Genomic DNA, 19,265 nt, shown 5'->3' on the forward strand with positions numbered 1-19,265 from the left:
GGGGCCTTGTGTCATGTCAAAGAAAGTTGCGGTTATTCTGGCCGGTTGTGGAGTTTACGATGGTTCGGAAATTCACGAAGCCGTGGTGACCCTGTTAAGTCTTGATCGAGCCGGAGCGCAGGTGCAGTGTCTGGCACCGAATGTGGCGCAGATGCATGTGATCAATCACGCTACCGGTGAAGTCGCTGAAGGTGAGAGCCGCAATGTGCTGGTTGAAGCTGCGCGGATTGCCCGCGGTCATGTTGCCGATATTGCCAATGCAAAAGCCGAAGATTACGACGCCGTGATTGTTCCCGGTGGTTTTGGAGCGGCCAAAAATCTTTCGGATTTTGCCGTTAAAGGCCCGGAGTTGACGGTCAATCCTGACGTACTCGCCTTTACCCGTGCCATGCAGGAGCAGGGCAAGGTGATTGGTTTGATGTGCATTGCGCCGGTCATCTCTGCGGCCATTTTCGGCAACGGTGTCAGCTGTACCATTGGCAATGACCCTGATACCGCAGCTGCGGTATCGCAAACGGGTGCTGAACACATGAATTGCGCTGTGGATGAGATTGTCGTGGATGACGCCCGCAAGCTGGTGACCACCCCGGCCTATATGTTGGCGGGTTCCATTGCGGAAGCGGCCAGCGGCATTGAAAAGCTGGTCGATAAGGTATTGAGCCTGGCGTAACAACAAGGCTCAATTGCAACCCCTGCCCCCGTTGGCTCAATCTTTGCTGTGAATGGCCCTGAACCAAAATGTCATTCAAAAACAGTCCGCGGGGGAAAATATAAGAGGTTATGGAGAACGTGTTGCCCTTTATTGGTGCAAAATCTCATCAAGATGACGCACCAGCCCAACAATTTTTAGATCGCATCCACTGTATTACCGGCATTAAGTTGATTTGCCTTTTGACCAAGGCGGTGCAGCAGCATCGCGGTGCCACCATGGGCTACCTCAGTGGTGAACAGGCATTTCTTGAGCTGGCGGAACGACAGTCCGGGTCGATCGATCAGCTGTTTGCCACCTATCTACAGCACAACCGTTTTTCAGAAACGGCTCCGCCGCCTATGGAAGTTTCCCAAAGCCTCGACAGTTGGCAGGTGATCAAGTACGACTGGCAATCCGATGAGCTGTTGCGCAACTTCGAATTTCACAGTCACTTGATTGATGGCTTGAAAAAACTGATCCGCAGTTCCATGCGCGAGGAATTACTGCCGGTCGAATCCGAGCCAAAGATCGACCACTACGAACAGCTGTTGGAAACCGTATTTATCACCTTGCCTAACACCGCCGAAGCTCTGGCGATGTTGCGGGGATTGAGCACCAATGCCGCGGTGGTGCAGGCCTGTGGCAGTGACAGCCACATGCGCCTGTCATTTTTAATCAAGGACATACCGCGTCTGGTTATGGCACTGGAGCGGGCGCTGGATGAGCTGGAGCCGGATTTTCCGGACGTCAAAGCCCTGCGACCCAGTAAGGGTCTGCTGCGTCATCTCAATGCCCTGTTGCGCAAAATCAACGATAAGATTCTCAATAGCCGCAAGATTCAGGAAGACAGTACTCAGTTGTTTAAGGTGGCCACCGATATCGTCGATGCGTTTTGGGCGTCGATGGAGCAGGGTATCAGTCTGATTGAGCAGCGGCTTTACAGCGATCTGCTGAGTCGCTGACGCGGGATACAATGGATGACCTCGAGGCATTTTTGACGACCCTGTCAAAACCCAGAAACACCGGGGTCATGAAGAATCCCTATCGACAGCCAGAGTTGCTGGGCAATCTACGCCAGTATCTCAGGGCCATGCTGAGTCAACCCGGCAAACGGGTGCTGTTGGTGGGTGAGGCCCTGGGCTTCAAGGGCGGCAAGTTGACCGGAATTCCCTTTTCCAGCGGCACCATCTATCAGCGCTTTGATCACCCGTTGTTGCAGGCGTTGGGGCCCCAGTTGCAGATTGAAACTCTGGAATCGGAAAACACCGCCACCATCGTATGGGATTACCTGAGCCGTTCCGGGCACACCCCGCTGTTTTGGAATGCCTATCCATTCCATCCCCACCCGAAAGGACAGCCCAATAAAAATCGGGCACCTACCGCTAAGGAGGTGCAGCAGGGTAACCGCTATCTGAGGTTGTTGGCTGAACTGTATCGGCCGGAAGTCATTGCCGGGGTAGGAGGCAAGGGACAGCTTTGTGCTCGGCGGGCTTTTCCCAATCAGCAAGTGCACGCAATCCGCCATCCATCCTATGGTGGCAAGGCGGATTTTATTCGGGGCATGGAGTCGCTCTATAGCGCTAATTAAGCCAAGCTCTGTTGCAGGTTTTCGTATTCCTCGCTGACTTCCATCCAGACCTCCTCCTCAGTCTGTAGCTGGTTGCTGAGCTCTCCCTGACGCTGCAGCAGAGACTGCAACTGATCCTTGTTGTCATCCTGATACAGCGCGCTATCGGCCAGTTGTTGTTCTATCTCATCGAGCTGGCTTTGCAGTTGATCGATCTTCTTTTCCAGTTTGTTCAATTGATTCTTCAGCGGCTGAAGTTGTTTGCGTTGCTGTGCAGCCTGCTGCCTTTGAGCTTTGCGATCCACTTTAACCGGTGTCGGCGTGTCGGCCTGGGCGGTTGAGTTGATGCCTGCCATTGTTGAGATCGGTTCATAATCCGACAGCCAGCGATGGTAGCTCTCCAGATCGCCATCAAAAGGTGCGACCTTGCCATGGGCAACCAGCAGAAACTCATCCACGGTGTTACGCAACAGATGGCGATCATGGGAAATCACCAGTACCGCGCCGGGGTATTGCTGTAACGCCAGAGTCAGAGCCTCACGCATGTCCAGATCCAGATGGTTGGTGGGCTCGTCCAGCAACAGCAGATTGGGCTTCTGCCAGGCAATCAGGGCCAGAGCCAGGCGCGCTTTTTCTCCCCCGGAAAAGTGTTGGATTTCCTCAAAGGCACGGTCTCCCTGAAAATCAAAGCCACCCAGGAAGTTGCGAATATCCTGTTCCCTTGCCTGCGGTGACAGCCGCTGGATGTGCAGCGCCGGGCTGGCATTGAGATCCAGTGCTTCCAGGGTGTGCTGGTTAAAGTAACCAATGGCCAGATGCTCACCGCACGTTCGCTGACCGGTGAGCAGGGGCAGCTCCCCGACCAGGGATTTAACCAGTGTTGATTTACCGGCGCCGTTTGGCCCCAGCAGACCGAGGCGACTGTTGCTTTCCACACGCAGTTCAACCTGCTTGAGAATGGTGCTGTCGCCATAACCCAGCTGGGCGTCTGTCAGTTGCAACAGCGGTTGCGAGGTTTTATCCGCACAGGGAATTTGAAACTGAAAGGGCGAGTCTACATGGGCGGGTGCAATTACCTGCAGTCGTTCCAGTGCCTTGAGCCGGCTCTGGGCCTGACGGGCCTTGGTGGCTTTGGCACGGAAGCGATTGACGAACTTCTCGATTTCAGCGATCTGGGTTTGTTGGCGCTCAAACATCTGCTGCTGCTGTGCCAGCCTCTCGCTGCGCTGGCGTTCAAATCCGGAGTAGTTGCCGCTGTAGAGATTCAGTTGTTGCTGTTCGATATGAACAATATGGCCAATGGTATTATCGAGGAAGTCCCGATCGTGGGAGATAATCATCAATGTGCCCCGGAATTGCTGTAGTCGTTGCTCCAGCCACCAGGTGGTATCCAGATCCAGATGGTTGGTGGGCTCATCCAGTAACAGCAGATCCGCGGGGCACATCAGGGCCTGAGCCAGGTTCAGACGAATGCGCCAGCCACCAGAGAAATCGGCCACCGGCCGGGCGCCATCGGTGGCCTGAAAACCCAGACCGTGAAGCAGGGCTTGGGCCCGGGATTCGGCGGTGTAGCCATCAATCTGTTCAAACTCGGCGTAAAGTCTGGCCAGCTGGCTGCCTTCGCTCTCATCGGTAGCGGCGATTTGTTGTTGCAGTGCGCGCAATGCCTGATCGCCATCGAGCACAAAATCGAGAGCGGTTTTGTCGCTGTGATCAATTTCCTGTCGCATCTGGGCAATGCGCCAGTTTGCGGGAATGCTCACCTCTCCCTGATCGCTGCCGAGCGCTCCGCACAGTACCTTGAACAGGGTGGATTTGCCGGTGCCATTGGCACCAATAATGCCAACCTTCTGGCCATCATGAATTCTGAGGCTGGTGTCTTGCAGCAATATTTTGCTGCCGCGTTGAAGGCTGATGTTGTCGAGAGTGATCATACTGCTGTCTTGGTAAGCGCTTGGATTGGCTTACCAAGCGGGATTATGGGTTATTAATAAGCCCGATGGTCTTGAGCTTTTCGTAGATGGCTTCTTTCGTAAATGGCTTGACGATATAGGAGTCACAGCCCTGACGCATGGCATTTACGACATTGTCGCGATCATTGTGTGACGTCACCATCACAATTCTGGTCCGGCTGCTGTCGTCAATGCCGTGCTCTTTTTCCCGTTCGCGAATTTTGCTCAAAGCGGTGCTGCCGCTCATGCCGGGCATTTCAATATCCAAAAGAATCAGATTGTAAGGGGCGCCGGATTTCAGGGCATTGGTGAATTCGATCACCGCTTGCCAGCCGTCATCACGCATTTCACAGGTACCCAATTGTTTTAAAACGGTTGCCATTTTTACGCGACTGGCAAATTCGTCGTCAACAACCAATATCTTCAAGTTATTCATACTGCAAATGTCTGTATATCTTCTTATTGTTATTTATTTTTATGCTAGCGCATTATACCTCAAAAGCAGGGTCTGTCTGCTTTGGGTCCGTGAGTTATCTCGGTGCGTGACCCTTGCCAGAAGTGGTATAGGCTTACAGCTGCTGGCTGAAGTTCTCCAGCCGGGCGACTTGATTTTGCAACTCCTTGAACAATGCCGGGATCATGGTCACATCGCCCTCACGGGCCGTTTGCTCGATTCTGGATGCGACCTGCGACAAAGGCCTGGCAATCAGGTTGGCGGCGCCTCCTTTAATTTTGTGGGTTTCGGCTGCGATGACATCGAAGTTGCCTGTGGCTATGGAGGCTTCTATGGTTGCGACCTGATTCTGGCAGGTGGCAACAAATTGTTGCAGCACCTCAACCACCAGATCCCGTTCACCCATAAATTCATCCACCGCCTGTTCGAAATCCATGGGGGATGATGAACTGCCCGTTTCTGTCATTGTTGGCGACTCTTGTGCCGTCTCTGATGTTGGCTCAGCAGGAGAGCCAGTGGCTAACCACTTGGCGATGATCCGCTGTAAATCTTCCCGTCGGAAAGGCTTGGACAGATAGTCGTTCATGCCGCATTCAAGGCAGTGGTCGCGATTTCCGGGCATGGTGTGGGCGCTGACGGCAATAATCGGCGTGTGTTCACCGGCCTGTTCCATGGAACGGATTTTCTCACTGGCCTGATAACCATCCATGTTTGGCATCTGCAGATCCATCAGGATCAGATCGGGTCTGGTTTGGCTGAATTGCTCAACAGCCTGCAGGCCATCTTCGGCCAAGATCACTGAAAAACCCTCGGCTTTGAGTCGGGCGGTGGCGATTACCTGATTGGTTGGGTAATCTTCGGCCAGCAGTACCGTTTTGCCTTCGCCCATTTTGCCGATGGTTGCGGTGGGCTGGGTCGCCCTTACCGTTGGGGTATCACCGTCAGAGGCGAGGGCGTCTTTGATGTAGCCCAGCAATGCCTTTCGGTGGATGGGCTTATTGACGCTGCGAACTGCCGCACCTTGCCAACTCTGTTGCAGGGGGTTGCCATCAACGCCATCGGACGGAGCCATGGCGATAACCGTCATGGTCGACAGGCCGAGGGGCTTCTGATTCTTTAAGGCGTCGTTGAGCAGGTCTTCACAGACCAGTGCGATGTCATAGGGCTGATCCTGTTGTCGCGCCTGTTCGAGCGCGGCTATCAAATCGGTGGCGGTGCAGACTTCGGCACCGGTATCTGCCAGTTGGGTTTTCAGGTAGTTGTTGTTGGTGTGGTTATGGTCTGCAATCAGAATGCGGTGGCCTTGTAGATCCGGGATCACTGGCTCTGCCAGTGGTGTCAATTGGTCTTTGTTGAATTCGGCGGTAAACCAGAAGTGGCTGCCTTTGCCTTCTTCACTGCTGACGCCAATGTCCCCGTTCATCAGCTGTGTCAGCTCCTGGGCAATATTGGTTCCCAAGCCGGTGCCGCCGTAACGGCGGTTCATGGAATCGTCTACCTGACCAAAGCGCTCAAACACCCGGCCGACTTTTTCTTTGGGGATGCCGATGCCGGTGTCTTCGATGTGAAATTTGACCCGGGCTTTGCTGTCACTGTCAGATACCAGTTCCGCGCGTAAATTGATTTCCCCTTTGGCCGTGAATTTAACGGCGTTGCCAGTCAGGTTGGCGAGAATTTGGCGCAGCCGATTTTCGTCACCAATCAAATGCTCTGGAATACGCGGGTCGACCAGACAATTGATTTGCAGGGCTTTGTTTTTGGCGCAGCGCAGAGCGATGCTGTTGGCCATTTGCTCAACCAGAGCGGCGCAGTTGAAGGGCAATTGCTCCAATTCCATCATGCCGGCTTCAATTTTGGCGTAATCCAGCGTTTGGTTAATCAGGGTCAGCAGCACGTCACTCTCTTGCAGCAACGTGGTGAAGATGGCGCGCTGGTTTTCATTGCTGGCAGATTCCATTGCCATCTCTGCCATGCCGATGATGCCATTGAGGGGGGTTCTCAACTCATGGGTGATGGTCGCCAGAAAGTTGCTCTTGGCGTTATTGGCAGATTCGGCAGCTATTTTTGCTTCCAGCAGTTCGCGGGCGATGCGTTTCTGCTCGGTGATGTCTGTGGCGATATTGGCTATCAGCACTTTGTCATTGTCGCTGTTTGGCAGCACAAAAATATTTTCCAGATTGATTTTTTCACCAGCCCAATCTTGCGGATCCGGTCGTCTCAATTCACCAATCCACGAACCTTGCCGTGACAAGTTGGGCAGAATATCTTCTGTGAGCTGTGCCTGATCGCGGTCGGTATAGAAATCGGTCCAGAGGCTGCTGGCTTGCACCTTGGGTAGATCATCTTGCTGATCCCAGTCTCTCAGCAGGTTGGGATTGGCATAGACAATGGCGCAGTCCTGATCAAAAATGCCGATGCTCTGGTTGGATGTGTCTACCAGAATTTTGAAAATTTCCAGTTGCTGGGAAGCCTCTCGCAATTGCCCGGTTCTCTCGTCAACCAGCGCCTTAATACTTTCGTTGCGCCGCCTCACGGCAATGGCATCGCGCGCAAACAGCAGGGCGATACCCAGTGCCATCAGTATCAGTGTCAGGACAATCAGATAGAAGGCAACGCGACTGGCCTGGTTACCGGTGAACATAATATCGCGTTGTATTTTGGCGCGAACCAACAGCACGGGATTGCCTTGCAGACCTTCGACCAGAGTGAATGCATGAAGGGTCTGGTCATCCACTTCTTCGATCAGCGTGGGTGTTTCGATCAGACGTTTGGCGTAGCTGGCGGTGGGCTCGGTACCGTCAAGCGGCAACGTAATAAAGGGTACCCGGGTTTGTTCGCTCAAGCGCGCCATTTGGAATTCATCGAGAAAGCGACCGACAATCATGGTGCCCTGCAGGGCCTGCTCGGCACGTACCGGTGCAATGGGGTGAGCGGATACCAGAATCGGACCTGCGGGGGTTAATATGATGCCCGCCACCGATGTATTGGTGGTGTGAATCTGCAAATAGCGTTGAATGATCTCCGCCGAAAAGTCCTCGAGGTCAAGGAAGCCGCCCTGTTCGGGCTCATAGATATCGCCCCATATTCTCAGGCCATCCTGGCCCAGTATCATAAGAGCGTTGATGTCGGCATTGGATTCCAGCGATTGCCAGGAAAAGCTGTCATTGAGCTGTTGGCCGTCGCGGTTCTCCATAAATTCAATAATGTTGGGTCGCTGAGCCCAGTCGCTGGCGAGAAAGTTTACGTGTTCGACTTCGCGCTCGATGGCGTCGATGGTGCGCTGTAAATCTTTGACCGCTTCACGCTGCTCCAGTTGAGCAAAGCCGGGCAAGAGCACATAGCGTTGCAGTGCGTAGGCAACGCCCGTCAAAAAAACCAGAACGACCATGGTTGTCAGAGATATTTTGATTAGATCCTTGGACATACTGCTCCCTGTTGCGAAGTCTTCCCCTAGACCGGATTAGTTCCTGGTCTGGGTAAAGCGTTCGAGTCGTTTCAGCTCCCGTTGGGTTTTCTGGATGTATAACCCCAATGACTCAGGGTGTTGTTGCGCGGCCTTCTGTAATTGGATCAGGCTGAGATTAACAATGTGGGCCGATATGGATGCTGCGGTTATCTGCAGTTCTTCACAGGCTTTTTCAATCGCCTGATAGTCATCGTCACTGCGATTGTGCTCCATTTCCTGCAGGCGACGATGGCCCAGTTCAATAAAGCGATTCAGCAATTCCAGAAAACCCTCCTCATTTAAACGAGCGGTATCGAGCAGGCCGGTATCAATGGCCATACCGATTTCAGACAGCTTATCGAGCATGTCGCCGTAGTCGAAGGGTTTAATTAAATAGGCGTCGGCACCGGTTTTCAGTGAGGAGATAATATTACTTGGGTCGTCGTGGACAGAAACCATGATCACTTTGGTTCGCTGGTGTTCAGGAACGCAGAGCGCATCTTCTATGTTCCTCAGGTTTTGCAGAACAGCGTGACCGGACATGCCGGGCATTTCAATATCCAGAGCAATCAAGTCGAAAGGTGCGCCGATCTCGAGCGCGTGTTGAAACACTGCCAATGCCTCTTCACCACTTTCGTGGGTGTGGCAATCACCGATGTTGGCAAGTATCGCTGGGAGTTTGGCACGACTGATAAAATCGTCATCAACCACTAAAATTTTTTTGTGCATGGGTGCTGCTCTGTTTTTATTTTTGTGAAGATACTACACCAAGCCATTGACAATATGGGTATTTTTTATTGACTTAAAACGCGGCCTTTGGCGCCAAGTGAGTGTTGAAGCGCTCGGGTTTTGTGTATAGTTGGCGCGTTTTTTCTTTTTGGGTTTGTCATGAAAGTGCTCGCAGAAGCAATCGACAATGCATTTCAAACAGGGCGATGGCCGCGTGCCATGCTGTGTGCTTTTGCCCTGTTGTTTGCCTCAGCACTGAAAGCTGAGCCTGCGGTTATCGTCAACGATGCGATTGATACCGGCGTGCTCAATCGTCAATCGGTACAAGCCATTTTTACCATGTCTCGCCAGCACTGGGATGATCGTCAGGCGATTGTGGTGGTGGTGTTGCCCTCGCGCCATCCGGCTCATGCCCATTTCGTGCGCAATGTTCTGGATATTTATCCTTACCAGTTAAAGAAGAGTTGGGATCGTTTGATCTTTTCCGGACGTGGTGTGGCACCGGATCAGGTGGTGGATGAAACGGAAATGCTGCAACGGGTGGCCAGTCAGCCCGGCGCCATTGGTTATGTTTCCGATAAAACTCTGGCGGCCAATGTTAAGGGAGTGAAAATTGTTGAAAATAAATAAATTGGTCGCTGCCCTGATGTGCTTCCCCGGAGCTTCGGTCATGGCCGATGAACCCTCCCGTTGGCACTGGAATGGTTTTATCAGTCAGGGGTATGTCTACGCCAAAGACAATAACTTCTTTGTAGATGACCAGGATCCAAGCTGGGCCTCGGCGGCGGCTGGTTTCAGTGCCAGTTACAACGTTAACAGCGCCACCCGATTTAATGGTCAGGTGATTTATCGTCACTCCGGAGATCATCAGGAAGAAGGCGTGCGTCTCGATTACGGGTTTGTTGATCGTTTTATCCAAGCCAGCGATCAACTCAATACCAGTGCCAAGTTCGGGCGCATCAAAAGTCAGTTGGGGATCTACGGTGATTCACTGTCTGCTCCCTTTACCCGCCCCGGTATTTTTTCGCCTCAGTCCAGTTACTCTGAATTGTTCCGCAATTTTCTGGTTTCCTACGATGGGGTTGAGTTACTCAATAGCGTTCGGCTTGCACAGGGTGAATTATCCATTGCCCTGTGGGGTGGCTTCCCGGTAACCAACGGTGATGAGGTACTGAACAACTCGTTAGGCGAATCCGCCGTGGGTGATTTCGATGACCATGGCTACACTTCGGCCTTGCACATCAAGTACGACACCGGATCGTGGCTGGTTGGCGCCAGCTACGTAGACGCCCCTTTCCAGTTTGATGCCGATGCGGATTCCATTGTCGACAGTGGTTTTCTGAGCATCGATGACCTGCGATTGTTTGCCCAGTACAACTTTGAACATTGGGAATTAACGGCCGAATACATGGAACAGGTTGTTGAAACAGAAGGCCTGGCTAATCGTCTGCTGCCAGCGGGACTGATGCCTGATGAGCAGCGCTGGGAACCTCGCGCTTACTTTCTTCAGGCACGTCACTTTGTTTCGCCAAGTGTGACTTTGTTGTTCCGCTACGATGCTTTTTTTGCCGATCACTCTGATTCCGATGGTGAAGATGCTGCGGCACGGACGCAACTGTTGGCGGCAGCGGTATCGCAACCGCAGTTGGCACAGCGACCGGATATGTTTTACGCCAAGTTCTGGACCCTGGGCGCCAGCTGGGAGCCAGACAGCAATTGGTTGTTGCGCATAGAGTACTCGGATGTGGAGGGCAGTGGCCGCTCGCCGGCACAGTTTGCCCCCAACAGTCAGGTCAACGATGAAAAAGACTGGTCGGTCTTTTCGTTTCAAGCCGCTTATCGCTTCTAGGAGTGACGCCTGTGCCTGATTTGTGGGAGTTTGCTCTGGCCACCTATGCTCGCCCGGGGGTCGAATCACACTGCCTGACATTGCAGGACGGCGAGGGCATCAATGTGAATGTGCTGTTGTGGAGTATGTGGCTGGATCACTGCGAGCGGGGTGTTGATGAAGACTTTTGGCGTCACGCGGTCGCTGAGATACAGGATCACCATCGGCGGGTGAAGCGGGTGCGAACATTGCGGCGGCGGATGCCAAAGGTGGTCGGGTTACGCTGGCTTAGAAACAAGATAAAAAGTCGAGAGTTGTCTCTGGAGCAGCGGGAGCTGCTAGAGCTGCAATGTCTCACGGAGCAGCGTGAATTGCCGGAGAGAGCATTTAAGGCTGCGGCTGACGGTTACTTGCGATTGAGCCTAATGACTACCAGCGACCCAGAAGGCTGGGCTCAAAAATTATTGCCCGATTGACGGGCGAAAAAAAGGCCAACCTTGCGGTTGGCCTTTTTTCTGTGACGGGGACTCAGTTCTGAGCGTCGTCCTTTTTCTCAAACAGACTTGGGTTGGCTACGGGAGCGGTAGCCGCTTCGGGCTTGGTCACAGCGGGAGCTGGAGTGACCGGGGCTGGAGCTGGAGCCGGTGCAGCCGGTTTCGCTTCTGCTTTCGGCGCTGCAGGTTTGGCCGCCGGCTTTTTCGTTGCCGCAGGTTTTTTGGCGGGTGCTTTGTTGACCGGAGCCTTTTTAACGACGGCTTTTTTGGCGGCGGGTTTTTTAGCGGTAGTTTTCTTGGTCACTGCTTTTTTGGCGGGTGCCTTTTTGGCAGTGGCTTTCTTTGCCGGTGCTTTTTTAGCGGTAGTTTTTTTGGCCGCCGGTTTGGCTTTCTTGGCAGGTGTTTTCTTTACCGCAGTTTTCTTGGTGGCTGGTTTGGCTGCCGCTTTTTTGGCGGCGGCCTTAGTGGCTTTCTTCTCAGCCTTGGCAGCTTTGGCTGCGGCTTTTTTCTCAGCGGCCGCTTCTTTGCGCTCTTCCAGTTTGGCGCGCTTGGCGGCAATCTTTTCCTGCTCGGCTACGGCCTTGGCGGTTACTTTGGAGATGGCAGCAGCGGCTTTGGCGCTGAACTTGGCAGCAATGGCGCCGGCCTTGCTAGAGGCCAGTTCAGATTTGGCATCCGCCAGTGCTTCGGTCTGGGCGGTAACGGCGGCCTTGGCTTTTTCTACTGCGGCGGTAGAGGCGGCCGTTTTCTTGGCGCGGTATTTGGCCATGGCGGCGACGCGACGGGTTTTTGCCACAGCGAGTTTTTTCTGGATGCCCGCCAGAGATTTTTGCGCTTTGGCGACAGCCTTGTCAGCATCAGCAACTTTTTTTGCTCGTGCCTTGTCGAGTTGGGTTGTCAGTTTGGCAATTTGTTTTTCGAGATCCAGTACCGGGTCGATGACTTTTTTGCGCGGTGCCATGGTAAAGCTCCTTGTGGGTTAAGCCGTAAATGTTGTTGTCAAAAAATAAAACAAAAAGTGCAGTATCAGAACTGCGCGAATAATAACGCGCTTTTAGGATTGTGTGTATTCCGTTATAGAAAGTAATGGCGAAATTTTCAAAATATGGCGGCGTTTATCGACTAAAACAGCCATAACACAGCAATTGCCAATTACTTTAGGAATAAAGTGTGCGACCATCAAAACACTAGCCGGTTGCCCAAATATTAAACCGAATAAATTTCGGCGATTGAACATTGCAGAGAGAAGCCGCCCATGAAACTCTTTATTAAATTATTGCTCTTGATGGTCGTGTTGGCAGTTTCCGGTTTGTTTGTGATGAAGCGCCCCGACGGGCAGCCCTGGTTGGATCCCGAACATTTTGTTCCCGATACCACTGCGGTGGAGCGGTTTGTCGGCCATGTAAAAAACTGGTTTGCTGGTTTCTTGCAAGAGGATGCGGGTCCGGAACCTTTTGGCCAAACCAAAGTCTATCGTTGGCAGGATAAGGAGGGTTACTGGCAGCTGTCCGACACACCTCCAGCGGATCTCGAAGCCGAGATCACCTACATCGATCCCGACCGGAATATGATTCAGGGGTTGCGCAGCCAACCGGCACCACAACCGGAAGCACAAGATGTCAGCGAACAATCTTCTGGGGTACCATTGCCGCTCACCATTTCTCCTTCAAAGGTTCAGAAGTTGATGGATGATGCAAAACAGGTTCAGGAAACCCTGAATCAGCGCACCCAGGATATGGATGCCATGATCGGCGGTCGCGAGCCGGAAGATCGTTAATGCGATCGATTTTTTCGCGTGTACCTTACACACAATAACTATTGGAATGATTTTATGACCCTTAAGCCCATCGCCACTGCCGTGGCCGCTACCACTTTGATGGTTTCTGCCAGCCTGGCTTCTGCCGAGACCGAATTGAAAACGGTTACTGATCGTGTCAGCTACATTTTTGGCTACAACATTGGTCAGAAATTCAAACAGGATCAGGTCGAAGTTGATGTGGACATCATGGCGGAAGCGCTGCGTGATGCCACCGATGGTAAGGCTCCTCGCCTGACCCAGGAAGAGATGCAAACCGCTATGCGCGCATTGCAGGATTTGCAGCAGGCCAAGCACAACGAGGCGATGAAGGTTGTATCCGAGGCCAACAAGAAAGAAGGCGAAGCTTTTCTGGCTGCCAATGCCAAAAAAGACGGTGTGATTACTACCGCCAGTGGTTTGCAGTACAAGGTGATTACCGAGGGCACCGGTGCCAAGCCAAAAGCCACCAACACCGTATCGGTTCACTACCGCGGTACTCTGCTCGATGGCACCGAGTTTGACAGTTCCCACAGTCGTGGCGAGCCGGCTTCATTTGGTGTGACGCAGGTTATTCCTGGCTGGACCGAAGCGCTGCAGCTGATGTCGGAAGGCTCCAAATGGGAACTCTATATCCCCAGTGAGCTGGCTTATGGCGCCGGTGGTGCCGGCGGCATGATTGGCCCTAACGCCACGCTGATTTTTGAAGTTGAGCTGTTGAGCGCCAACGCTCAGTAAACCGTCAACCAGACCACGTTTGATGAGGGGCCGGCAGTCGGCTCCTCAAATCACTCTTCGTTATTGTGGTGCCGTCAACCGGTGCACAAATCCGTTAGACGCTACCGCCAGATAGCGCCCCCTGTTCTCCTGAAATCCGACACTGACCACGGCCGCGCCGGTGGGCTTCCAGGCGTCGCGCTTGGGTAATTCCCAGCGTGCCAGCTCTTTGATCGCACGCGTGTCCCACAGTTGCACCAGTTGATCCGGGCGGCCGGTGAGCAGTTGTCTGCCGTCACTGCTGAATTTGGCTGAGGTGAAGCGAATGCCGCGCTTAAGCTGCTCGGCCGCCAGAGGAATCCTGCCCAGAGCCTTACCGGTCCGGGTGTCCCACAACAGGGCTTTGTCGTACTGACTGGCGCTCATGGCGAGGATGCCATCGGGGCTGATGGCCACCATTTGCACATCATCATCGTGCTGGATGCGTTGCAGCGCCTTGCCGGACTGCACGTCCCAAACAGTGGCGGTAGTGTCTTCAGAGCCGGTGATGGCGATGCGGCCATCTTCACTCAGGTCCACCGCACGCACCCGGTTTTTGTGATGGAAGGTGCGACGAATACCACCGCGTTGAACATCGAACAGTACCGCCGACTGGTCATCGAGGCCCAGCAGGGCGAAACGGCCATCGTTGCTCAGGGCGATATCAAGGATGGTGCCCGGCGCAGTCCAGTAGCGCTGAGCGCTGCCATCTCGCATATCCCACAGCACCATGGTGTGAGGGTTGGCGGTAATGGCCCAGCGGCTGTCGGGTGAGAATGCGGCGGCGACCACGGTGGTGTAGTCGTCAGTCTTATGATTCCAGTTGTAGAGGCGCTCGCCATCGCGGTTGCGCCACAAGCTGCCACCGTGATGGACTGAGCCGATCACGGTGTGTAGGCCGTCATTGGAGATGGCGGCGGCCTGAGCGCCTTTGACGGCGACCTCAAAGCTGGATGTGGGGCTCAGGTTGTCACTACAGGCACTGAGTAACAACGCGGACAGGCCCGCGACCAGGCCGCGACAAATTTGATCCATTGGGTTCATGCGCACGCAATCCTTTTTTCACTGGGCAACGGAAAACGGAACAGTTTTGACAAACTCTAACAGAGTTATCGGCGGCGAGCGGCTATTTTTAGGGGGGAGGACATAATCAGAGCGGAATCCATGCCGCTCTGGTCGGTATCGGGTGGATCAGACCACCAGATCCTTGTGTGCGGTGTGCAGCACCTCGATCATGCGATCTTCGGCGTCGAAGCGCGAAGCCAGAATTTCTCCCAGTTTGGAGAGATCGGTGGCGATGGTCTCCAAATCGTCGGTTTCGAGATACTTGTCGTTAAAGTCCAGCGCAAATTCGGTGGTGACATCGATGCGGCCAAACAGCTCGCTGGCTTCTTTCAGGGCTTCCTGATCCTCAAAATCCCGACCCTCTTTTACCAACTGGTCATAGACTTCAAAGTGCCCGGCAGAAACATAGTCCACCATGATCTGACACAGTTTTTGGACCCGCTCGCCGGTGTTGGCGTCCGCAGAACTTTCCGACAGCTGACAGTATTGCACCAGCATGTCCTGGCGCTCTTGCAGCCAGCGGTCAATGATATCGTTAACTCCACCCCAGCGTTCTTTGGCGGATGCACAGTTCTCCAACATGAATTCGTTCCTTACTACTGAACTTGATCTGGAAATTATTATTGTGAGGTGTGGTGACGTGAGACCTGCCTGCCAGCACCTGTGCCCACGATAGGGGATAGCGTCGCTCTCGGCAACCCCCAACAATCCTTAAAAATGCCGGATCAAAAAAGCTTGAGAGCGTAAGGCAGAGTCAGGGCGGTGAAGGCCCCGGTCAAGCCCATGGTCAGGCTGGCGAAGGCGCCGACGGTGGGGTTGATTTCAAAGCCCCGCGCAGTACCCACGCCGTGGGCGTTCAAACCCAGCACCACGCCCTGCAGGCGGGGATCGTGCAGGTTCAACAAATAGAACACGGCGGGGCTCAGCAGGGCGCCAACTACGCCGGTAAACACCACCACTCCGGTGGTGAGCCCGGGCAGGGCGCCAATGATGTCGGCCACGCCAAGCGCAATGGGGGTGGTGACCGACTTCGGGGTCAGCGCCAGCAGGATGGCATCGGAGCCCCCCAGAAGGTAGGCAATGCCCACCGCAACCGCCGGGGCAAACACGCCGCCGATCACCACGGTAACCAGAACCGGCAACAACAGTTTGCGGATGTGGTGAAACTGCTGATGCAGTGGCACCGCCAGCGCGACGGTGGCGGGCCCGAGCAGGAAGTAGAGCAGCTGGTTACTCTGCAGATAATCGCGGTAGCGGATATCCAGTGCGTTCAGCAGCAGGGCAATGGCAATCGAGCCGGTTGCCACCGGATGCAAAATCACCCGGCGATTGCAGTATTCATAGAGCATCAGAGCCAGCTGGTAGATGCACAGCGTCAGCAATAACCCGAACAGCGGTTTATGGTGCAGGTTGTGCCACAGACGCATCAGCTCATCGAGCACTTCAGCCATGACCGCCTCCGTTGCCGCGACTGAGGCTTTTTACCAGCCAGCCACTGAATAGCATGCTGACAAAGGTGCCGGCCACCATGGCGCCCAGCACCGCAGGCCAGTAGCGCTGAATCTCGGCGGGCAGAAAAAACAGGCCTACGCCCGCAGGTAAAAACAACAGACTCAGATGGCGAATCAGGTTGTCGCTCAATGAGGTGAGCTCACTGGAGGCGCCGTTTTTCACGTGCAGGCCGATCCACAGCAACAACATACCGATCACCGGGCCGGGAATGGGCAGGCCGGTGAGGTCGACCAGGGTTTCGCCGATCAGTTGAAACAGCAGCAGGACAATAAAGGCTTTGAGCATGGCAGCAGTCGGACCGGCGCTTTAATCCGCGCTGCGCAGAAGTTGCCACAGGTTGAAACCGATCAGGCCGGCAAACGCCACTGCGGTCCACGCCGGAATGCTCAACCCGAGGAAGGTCCAGACCACATCGGCGCAGTTGCCATCGCCCTGCAGCAACAGCTGGATGGCTTCCTGCAGTGGAAAGTTTTCAAACATGTAGTCCAGCCCCGGGCCGCAGGCGGGGACCAGATCATCCGGCAGATTCTGCAGCCACACATGACGCAGGGAGACGGCCCCACCGATGGCGGCAGAGATGATGCCCAGCAGGGCGTAGAGGCGCACGCCCTGTTTGCCGGGGTTGTGCAGGAAAGCGATAAAGGCGATCAGACCCGTGCTGGCCACAAAGATGCGCTGGGTGATGCACAGCGGGCAGGGGTGCAGTCCCAATTTGGCCTGCATATAAAAGACGGCAATCAAGATCATGCCCAGACAGCCGATGGATATCAGTAAGTTGGTTTGTCGCGTGTTCAGCAGCATGGTGAGTCCCCGTGGAAGTCGCGCTACACTATGGCAATTCGTAATTTATCTCAAGGGCGGTATATGTGATGATGACTGCCCCAGATACAGTCGACAGGGAGAAACCCGAAAAGTGCCTCTGATACACGTGCCTCGAAACAAAGTCACCGGAATATTGAAACCATTGCTCAGTGTGATGCTGTGCCTGTTTGCCCTTTCTGTGGGTAGTGTCCGGGCTCAGGATGGCGAGGCCCCCGTGGTGCAGCGGGCGATTTACATCCCCATCAAGCCGGCGTTTGTGGTCAACTATGGCGGTGCGGGGCGGCTGAAATATATGAAGGCCGAATTGTCCGTGCGGGTGCGTGGCACCGGTGCCGCCAACAGCATTCGCCATCACATGCCCTACATCCGCAACAATCTGATTTTATTGTTCAGCCGGCAGATGGAAGAGAATCTGGATAATCAGGAAGGCAAGGAGCTGCTGCGCCAGGAGGCGTTGCAGGAGATCCACAATATTCTGATTGCTGAAGACGGTGCCAGCGATGTGGAAGATCTGTATTTCAATCAGCTGGTGATTCAGCGTTAAAGCTGAATCCGATAAACAGCCAAGCAAAAAAAAGAGCCCATGGGGCTCTTTTTTTTGCTTAAACGCAAGACGGTTTTACTCGTCTTCGCAAGCCGCTTTGTAGCCATCGGCGTCCAGAGCGTTATCCAGTTCGGACAGGTCGCTGGGCTTCACTTTAAAGAACCAGCCATCGTCATAGGGTGATTCGTTAACGGTTTCAGGCGCGTCTTCGAGGGCTTCGTTGATGGCAACCACTTCACCGCTGACCGGTGAGTAGATGTCAGAAGCGGCTTTTACAGACTCAACCACACCGGCTTCTTCGCCGGCACTGACGCTGCTGCCCACTTCCGGAGTCTCAACGTAAACCACGTCGCCCAGGCTATCCTGTGCGTGATCGGTGATGCCCACGGTGACGGTACCGTCTTCTTCAACGCGCGCCCACTCGTGACTGGACAGGTATTTAAGCTCGCTACGCAGTTCGCTCATGTTGGTGTTCCTCAGCTATTAATCTAGTGTTCTATCAAATCAAATAAGGGGTTTGCCGTTGCGGACGAAGCAGGGCTTGACCACTTTGACGGGGATTTGTTTGTTGCGCATTTCTACCAGACACTGCTCGCCAATGCCAGCGGGAACGCGTGCCAGGGCCACAGAATAGCCCAAAGTTGGTGAAAAGGTGCCGCTGGTGATCTCGCCGGTTTGTTCCGTGCCCTCGACGATGACTTTCTGATGGGCGCGCAGCACGCCTTTGGCTTCCAGTACCAGACCCACCAGTTTCTGGTTGAGCCCCGCGGCTTTCTGCTGCTCCAGCGCCTGACGACCAATAAAGTCGCGCTCGGTCGGCTCCCAGGCAATGGTCCAGCCCATGTTGGCAGCCAGGGGTGACACGCTTTCGTCCATGTCATTGCCATAGAGGTTCATGCCGGCTTCAAGCCGCAGGGTGTCTCTGGCAGCGAGACCACAGGGGGCCACGCCCTGATCGACCAGAGCTTGCCAGAAGCTGGCCGCCTGCCCATTGGGGACCATGATTTCCAGCCCGTCTTCACCGGTGTAGCCAGTGCGGGCAATAAACCAGTCGCCGGCACTGGCGCCTTGAAATACCTTCAGGTCTGGCACCACAGCGGCCTGCTCTGCCGCCAGCGCGGCGCTGGCTTTGGCAATGGCGTTGGGACCCTGGACCGCAATGATGGACAAATCCTGACGCTCCTGAATGGTCACATCAAAGCCTTCACTCTGCTTGGCCATCCACGCCAGATCCTTGTCGCGGGTGCCGCAGTTAACCACGGTGCGAAACCAGCCATCCATGTTGTAGACGATCAGGTCATCGATAACGCCGCCCTCTTCATTGAGCATGCCAGAGTAGAGGGCTTTGCCGGGCAGGCTCTCAATGCGGGCCACGTCATTGGCCAGCAACCGCTGCAGGTAAGCTTTGGCGTCGGCACCGGTGACGTCGACGATGGTCATGTGGGAGACGTCGAACATGCCGGCATCCTGACGCACCTTGTGGTGTTCTTCCATTTGCGAACCGTAGTGCAATGGCATATCCCAGCCGCCAAAATCAACCAGCTTGCCGCCGAAATCCTGATGGGTTTGATACAGAGAAGTCTTGTGTCCCATGAAGGTCACCTGTGGCCA

21 protein-coding genes are annotated in these 19,265 nt (G+C 54.4%); 9 read left to right on the forward strand and 12 right to left on the reverse strand.

Annotation, left to right across the window (positions count from 1 at the left end; genetic code table 11):
* Positions 1–13: 13 nt before the first annotated feature.
* The 3 genes from elbB to ACPXV9_RS09035 all read left to right on the forward strand — a co-directional run bounded on the left by elbB (position 14) and on the right by ACPXV9_RS09035 (position 2,279).
* Entirely contained in the window at positions 14–670 is a 657-nt protein-coding gene (gene elbB / locus ACPXV9_RS09025; RefSeq protein ID WP_423896125.1) for an isoprenoid biosynthesis glyoxalase ElbB, read from the forward strand.
* A gap of 110 nt (positions 671–780) precedes the next feature.
* A complete protein-coding gene (locus ACPXV9_RS09030) occupies positions 781–1,653 on the forward strand; it encodes a hypothetical protein (RefSeq protein ID WP_423896126.1) in 873 nt (290 codons plus the stop codon).
* A gap of 11 nt (positions 1,654–1,664) precedes the next feature.
* Entirely contained in the window at positions 1,665–2,279 is a 615-nt protein-coding gene (locus ACPXV9_RS09035) for a uracil-DNA glycosylase family protein (RefSeq protein WP_423896127.1), read from the forward strand.
* Here the strand turns inward: ACPXV9_RS09035 and ACPXV9_RS09040 are convergent.
* From ACPXV9_RS09040 to ACPXV9_RS09055, 4 genes are all read right to left on the reverse strand, one after another.
* Entirely contained in the window at positions 2,276–4,192 is a 1,917-nt protein-coding gene (locus ACPXV9_RS09040) for an ABC-F family ATP-binding cassette domain-containing protein (RefSeq protein WP_423896128.1), read from the reverse strand. The two genes, ACPXV9_RS09035 and ACPXV9_RS09040, sit on opposite strands and share 4 nt — an antisense overlap.
* A 43-nt stretch (positions 4,193–4,235) precedes the next feature.
* Entirely contained in the window at positions 4,236–4,646 is a 411-nt protein-coding gene (locus tag ACPXV9_RS09045; protein WP_423896129.1) for a response regulator, read from the reverse strand.
* Between the two features lie 133 nt (positions 4,647–4,779).
* Positions 4,780–8,088: a response regulator gene (locus ACPXV9_RS09050; protein ID WP_423896130.1), complete on the reverse strand. Its 3,309-nt coding sequence runs from the start codon at positions 8,086–8,088 to the stop codon at positions 4,780–4,782.
* Between the two features lie 36 nt (positions 8,089–8,124).
* Positions 8,125–8,838, reverse strand: coding sequence for a response regulator (locus ACPXV9_RS09055; protein WP_423896131.1), 714 nt, complete (start codon positions 8,836–8,838; stop codon positions 8,125–8,127).
* A gap of 159 nt (positions 8,839–8,997) precedes the next feature.
* Here ACPXV9_RS09055 and ACPXV9_RS09060 point away from each other — a divergent pair, with 159 nt between their 5' ends.
* From ACPXV9_RS09060 to ACPXV9_RS09070, 3 genes are read left to right on the forward strand one after another with little or no spacing between them, the layout of a single operon-like run.
* On the forward strand, positions 8,998–9,468 hold the full coding sequence (locus tag ACPXV9_RS09060) for a hypothetical protein (protein WP_423896132.1): 471 nt from the start codon (positions 8,998–9,000) through the stop codon (positions 9,466–9,468).
* Positions 9,455–10,687, forward strand: a complete 1,233-nt coding sequence (locus ACPXV9_RS09065) for a hypothetical protein (RefSeq protein ID WP_423896133.1) — start codon at positions 9,455–9,457, stop codon at positions 10,685–10,687. Before ACPXV9_RS09060 ends, ACPXV9_RS09065 begins: the two co-directional genes overlap by 14 nt.
* An 11-nt stretch (positions 10,688–10,698) precedes the next feature.
* Positions 10,699–11,142, forward strand: a complete 444-nt coding sequence (locus tag ACPXV9_RS09070; RefSeq protein WP_423896134.1) for a TIGR02444 family protein — start codon at positions 10,699–10,701, stop codon at positions 11,140–11,142.
* Positions 11,143–11,194: 52 nt separating this feature from the next.
* On the opposite strand, the gene ACPXV9_RS09075 is transcribed toward ACPXV9_RS09070, so the two are convergent.
* The gene (locus ACPXV9_RS09075) at positions 11,195–12,121 is read right to left on the reverse strand and encodes a histidine kinase (protein ID WP_423896135.1); all 927 of its coding nucleotides are present in this window, start codon (positions 12,119–12,121) and stop codon (positions 11,195–11,197) included.
* A gap of 294 nt (positions 12,122–12,415) precedes the next feature.
* Between ACPXV9_RS09075 and ACPXV9_RS09080 the strand changes: the two genes are divergently transcribed.
* Both ACPXV9_RS09080 and ACPXV9_RS09085 read left to right on the forward strand, forming a co-directional pair.
* The gene (locus ACPXV9_RS09080) at positions 12,416–12,937 is read left to right on the forward strand and encodes a hypothetical protein (RefSeq protein ID WP_423896136.1); all 522 of its coding nucleotides are present in this window, start codon (positions 12,416–12,418) and stop codon (positions 12,935–12,937) included.
* A gap of 54 nt (positions 12,938–12,991) precedes the next feature.
* On the forward strand, positions 12,992–13,693 hold the full coding sequence (locus ACPXV9_RS09085; protein WP_423896137.1) for an FKBP-type peptidyl-prolyl cis-trans isomerase: 702 nt from the start codon (positions 12,992–12,994) through the stop codon (positions 13,691–13,693).
* A gap of 60 nt (positions 13,694–13,753) precedes the next feature.
* Here the strand turns inward: ACPXV9_RS09085 and ACPXV9_RS09090 are convergent, their stop codons facing one another.
* The 5 genes from ACPXV9_RS09090 to ACPXV9_RS09110 form a co-directional block, all read right to left on the reverse strand.
* Entirely contained in the window at positions 13,754–14,755 is a 1,002-nt protein-coding gene (locus ACPXV9_RS09090) for a WD40 repeat domain-containing protein (protein WP_423896138.1), read from the reverse strand.
* A gap of 147 nt (positions 14,756–14,902) precedes the next feature.
* Complete coding sequence (gene rsd / locus ACPXV9_RS09095; RefSeq protein WP_423896139.1) at positions 14,903–15,358, reverse strand: sigma D regulator; 456 nt, start codon at positions 15,356–15,358, stop codon at positions 14,903–14,905.
* Positions 15,359–15,501: 143 nt separating this feature from the next.
* On the reverse strand, positions 15,502–16,227 hold the full coding sequence (locus ACPXV9_RS09100; RefSeq protein WP_423896140.1) for an LrgB family protein: 726 nt from the start codon (positions 16,225–16,227) through the stop codon (positions 15,502–15,504).
* Entirely contained in the window at positions 16,220–16,573 is a 354-nt protein-coding gene (locus tag ACPXV9_RS09105; RefSeq protein WP_423896141.1) for a CidA/LrgA family protein, read from the reverse strand. Before ACPXV9_RS09105 ends, ACPXV9_RS09100 begins: the two co-directional genes overlap by 8 nt.
* Positions 16,574–16,594: 21 nt before the next feature.
* Positions 16,595–17,089 (reverse strand): disulfide bond formation protein B, encoded by a 495-nt coding sequence (locus ACPXV9_RS09110; protein WP_423896142.1) that lies wholly within the window; start codon positions 17,087–17,089, stop codon positions 16,595–16,597.
* Positions 17,090–17,201: 112 nt separating this feature from the next.
* Here ACPXV9_RS09110 and ACPXV9_RS09115 point away from each other — a divergent pair, with 112 nt between their 5' ends.
* Positions 17,202–17,654: a flagellar basal body-associated FliL family protein gene (locus tag ACPXV9_RS09115; RefSeq protein WP_423896143.1), complete on the forward strand. Its 453-nt coding sequence runs from the start codon at positions 17,202–17,204 to the stop codon at positions 17,652–17,654.
* Positions 17,655–17,729: 75 nt separating this feature from the next.
* Here the strand turns inward: ACPXV9_RS09115 and gcvH are convergent, their stop codons facing one another.
* Together gcvH and gcvT are read right to left on the reverse strand one after the other, a co-directional pair.
* Positions 17,730–18,119, reverse strand: a complete 390-nt coding sequence (gene gcvH / locus ACPXV9_RS09120) for a glycine cleavage system protein GcvH (protein ID WP_423896144.1) — start codon at positions 18,117–18,119, stop codon at positions 17,730–17,732.
* A 39-nt stretch (positions 18,120–18,158) separates the two neighbouring features.
* Entirely contained in the window at positions 18,159–19,247 is a 1,089-nt protein-coding gene (gene gcvT / locus ACPXV9_RS09125) for a glycine cleavage system aminomethyltransferase GcvT (protein ID WP_423896145.1), read from the reverse strand.
* Between the last annotated feature and the right edge of the window lie 18 nt (positions 19,248–19,265).

The organism is Candidatus Pelagadaptatus aseana, assembly GCF_040362265.1.
In the GTDB taxonomy this organism is placed as follows: Bacteria; Pseudomonadota; Gammaproteobacteria; order Pseudomonadales; family Cellvibrionaceae; genus Pelagadaptatus; species Pelagadaptatus aseana.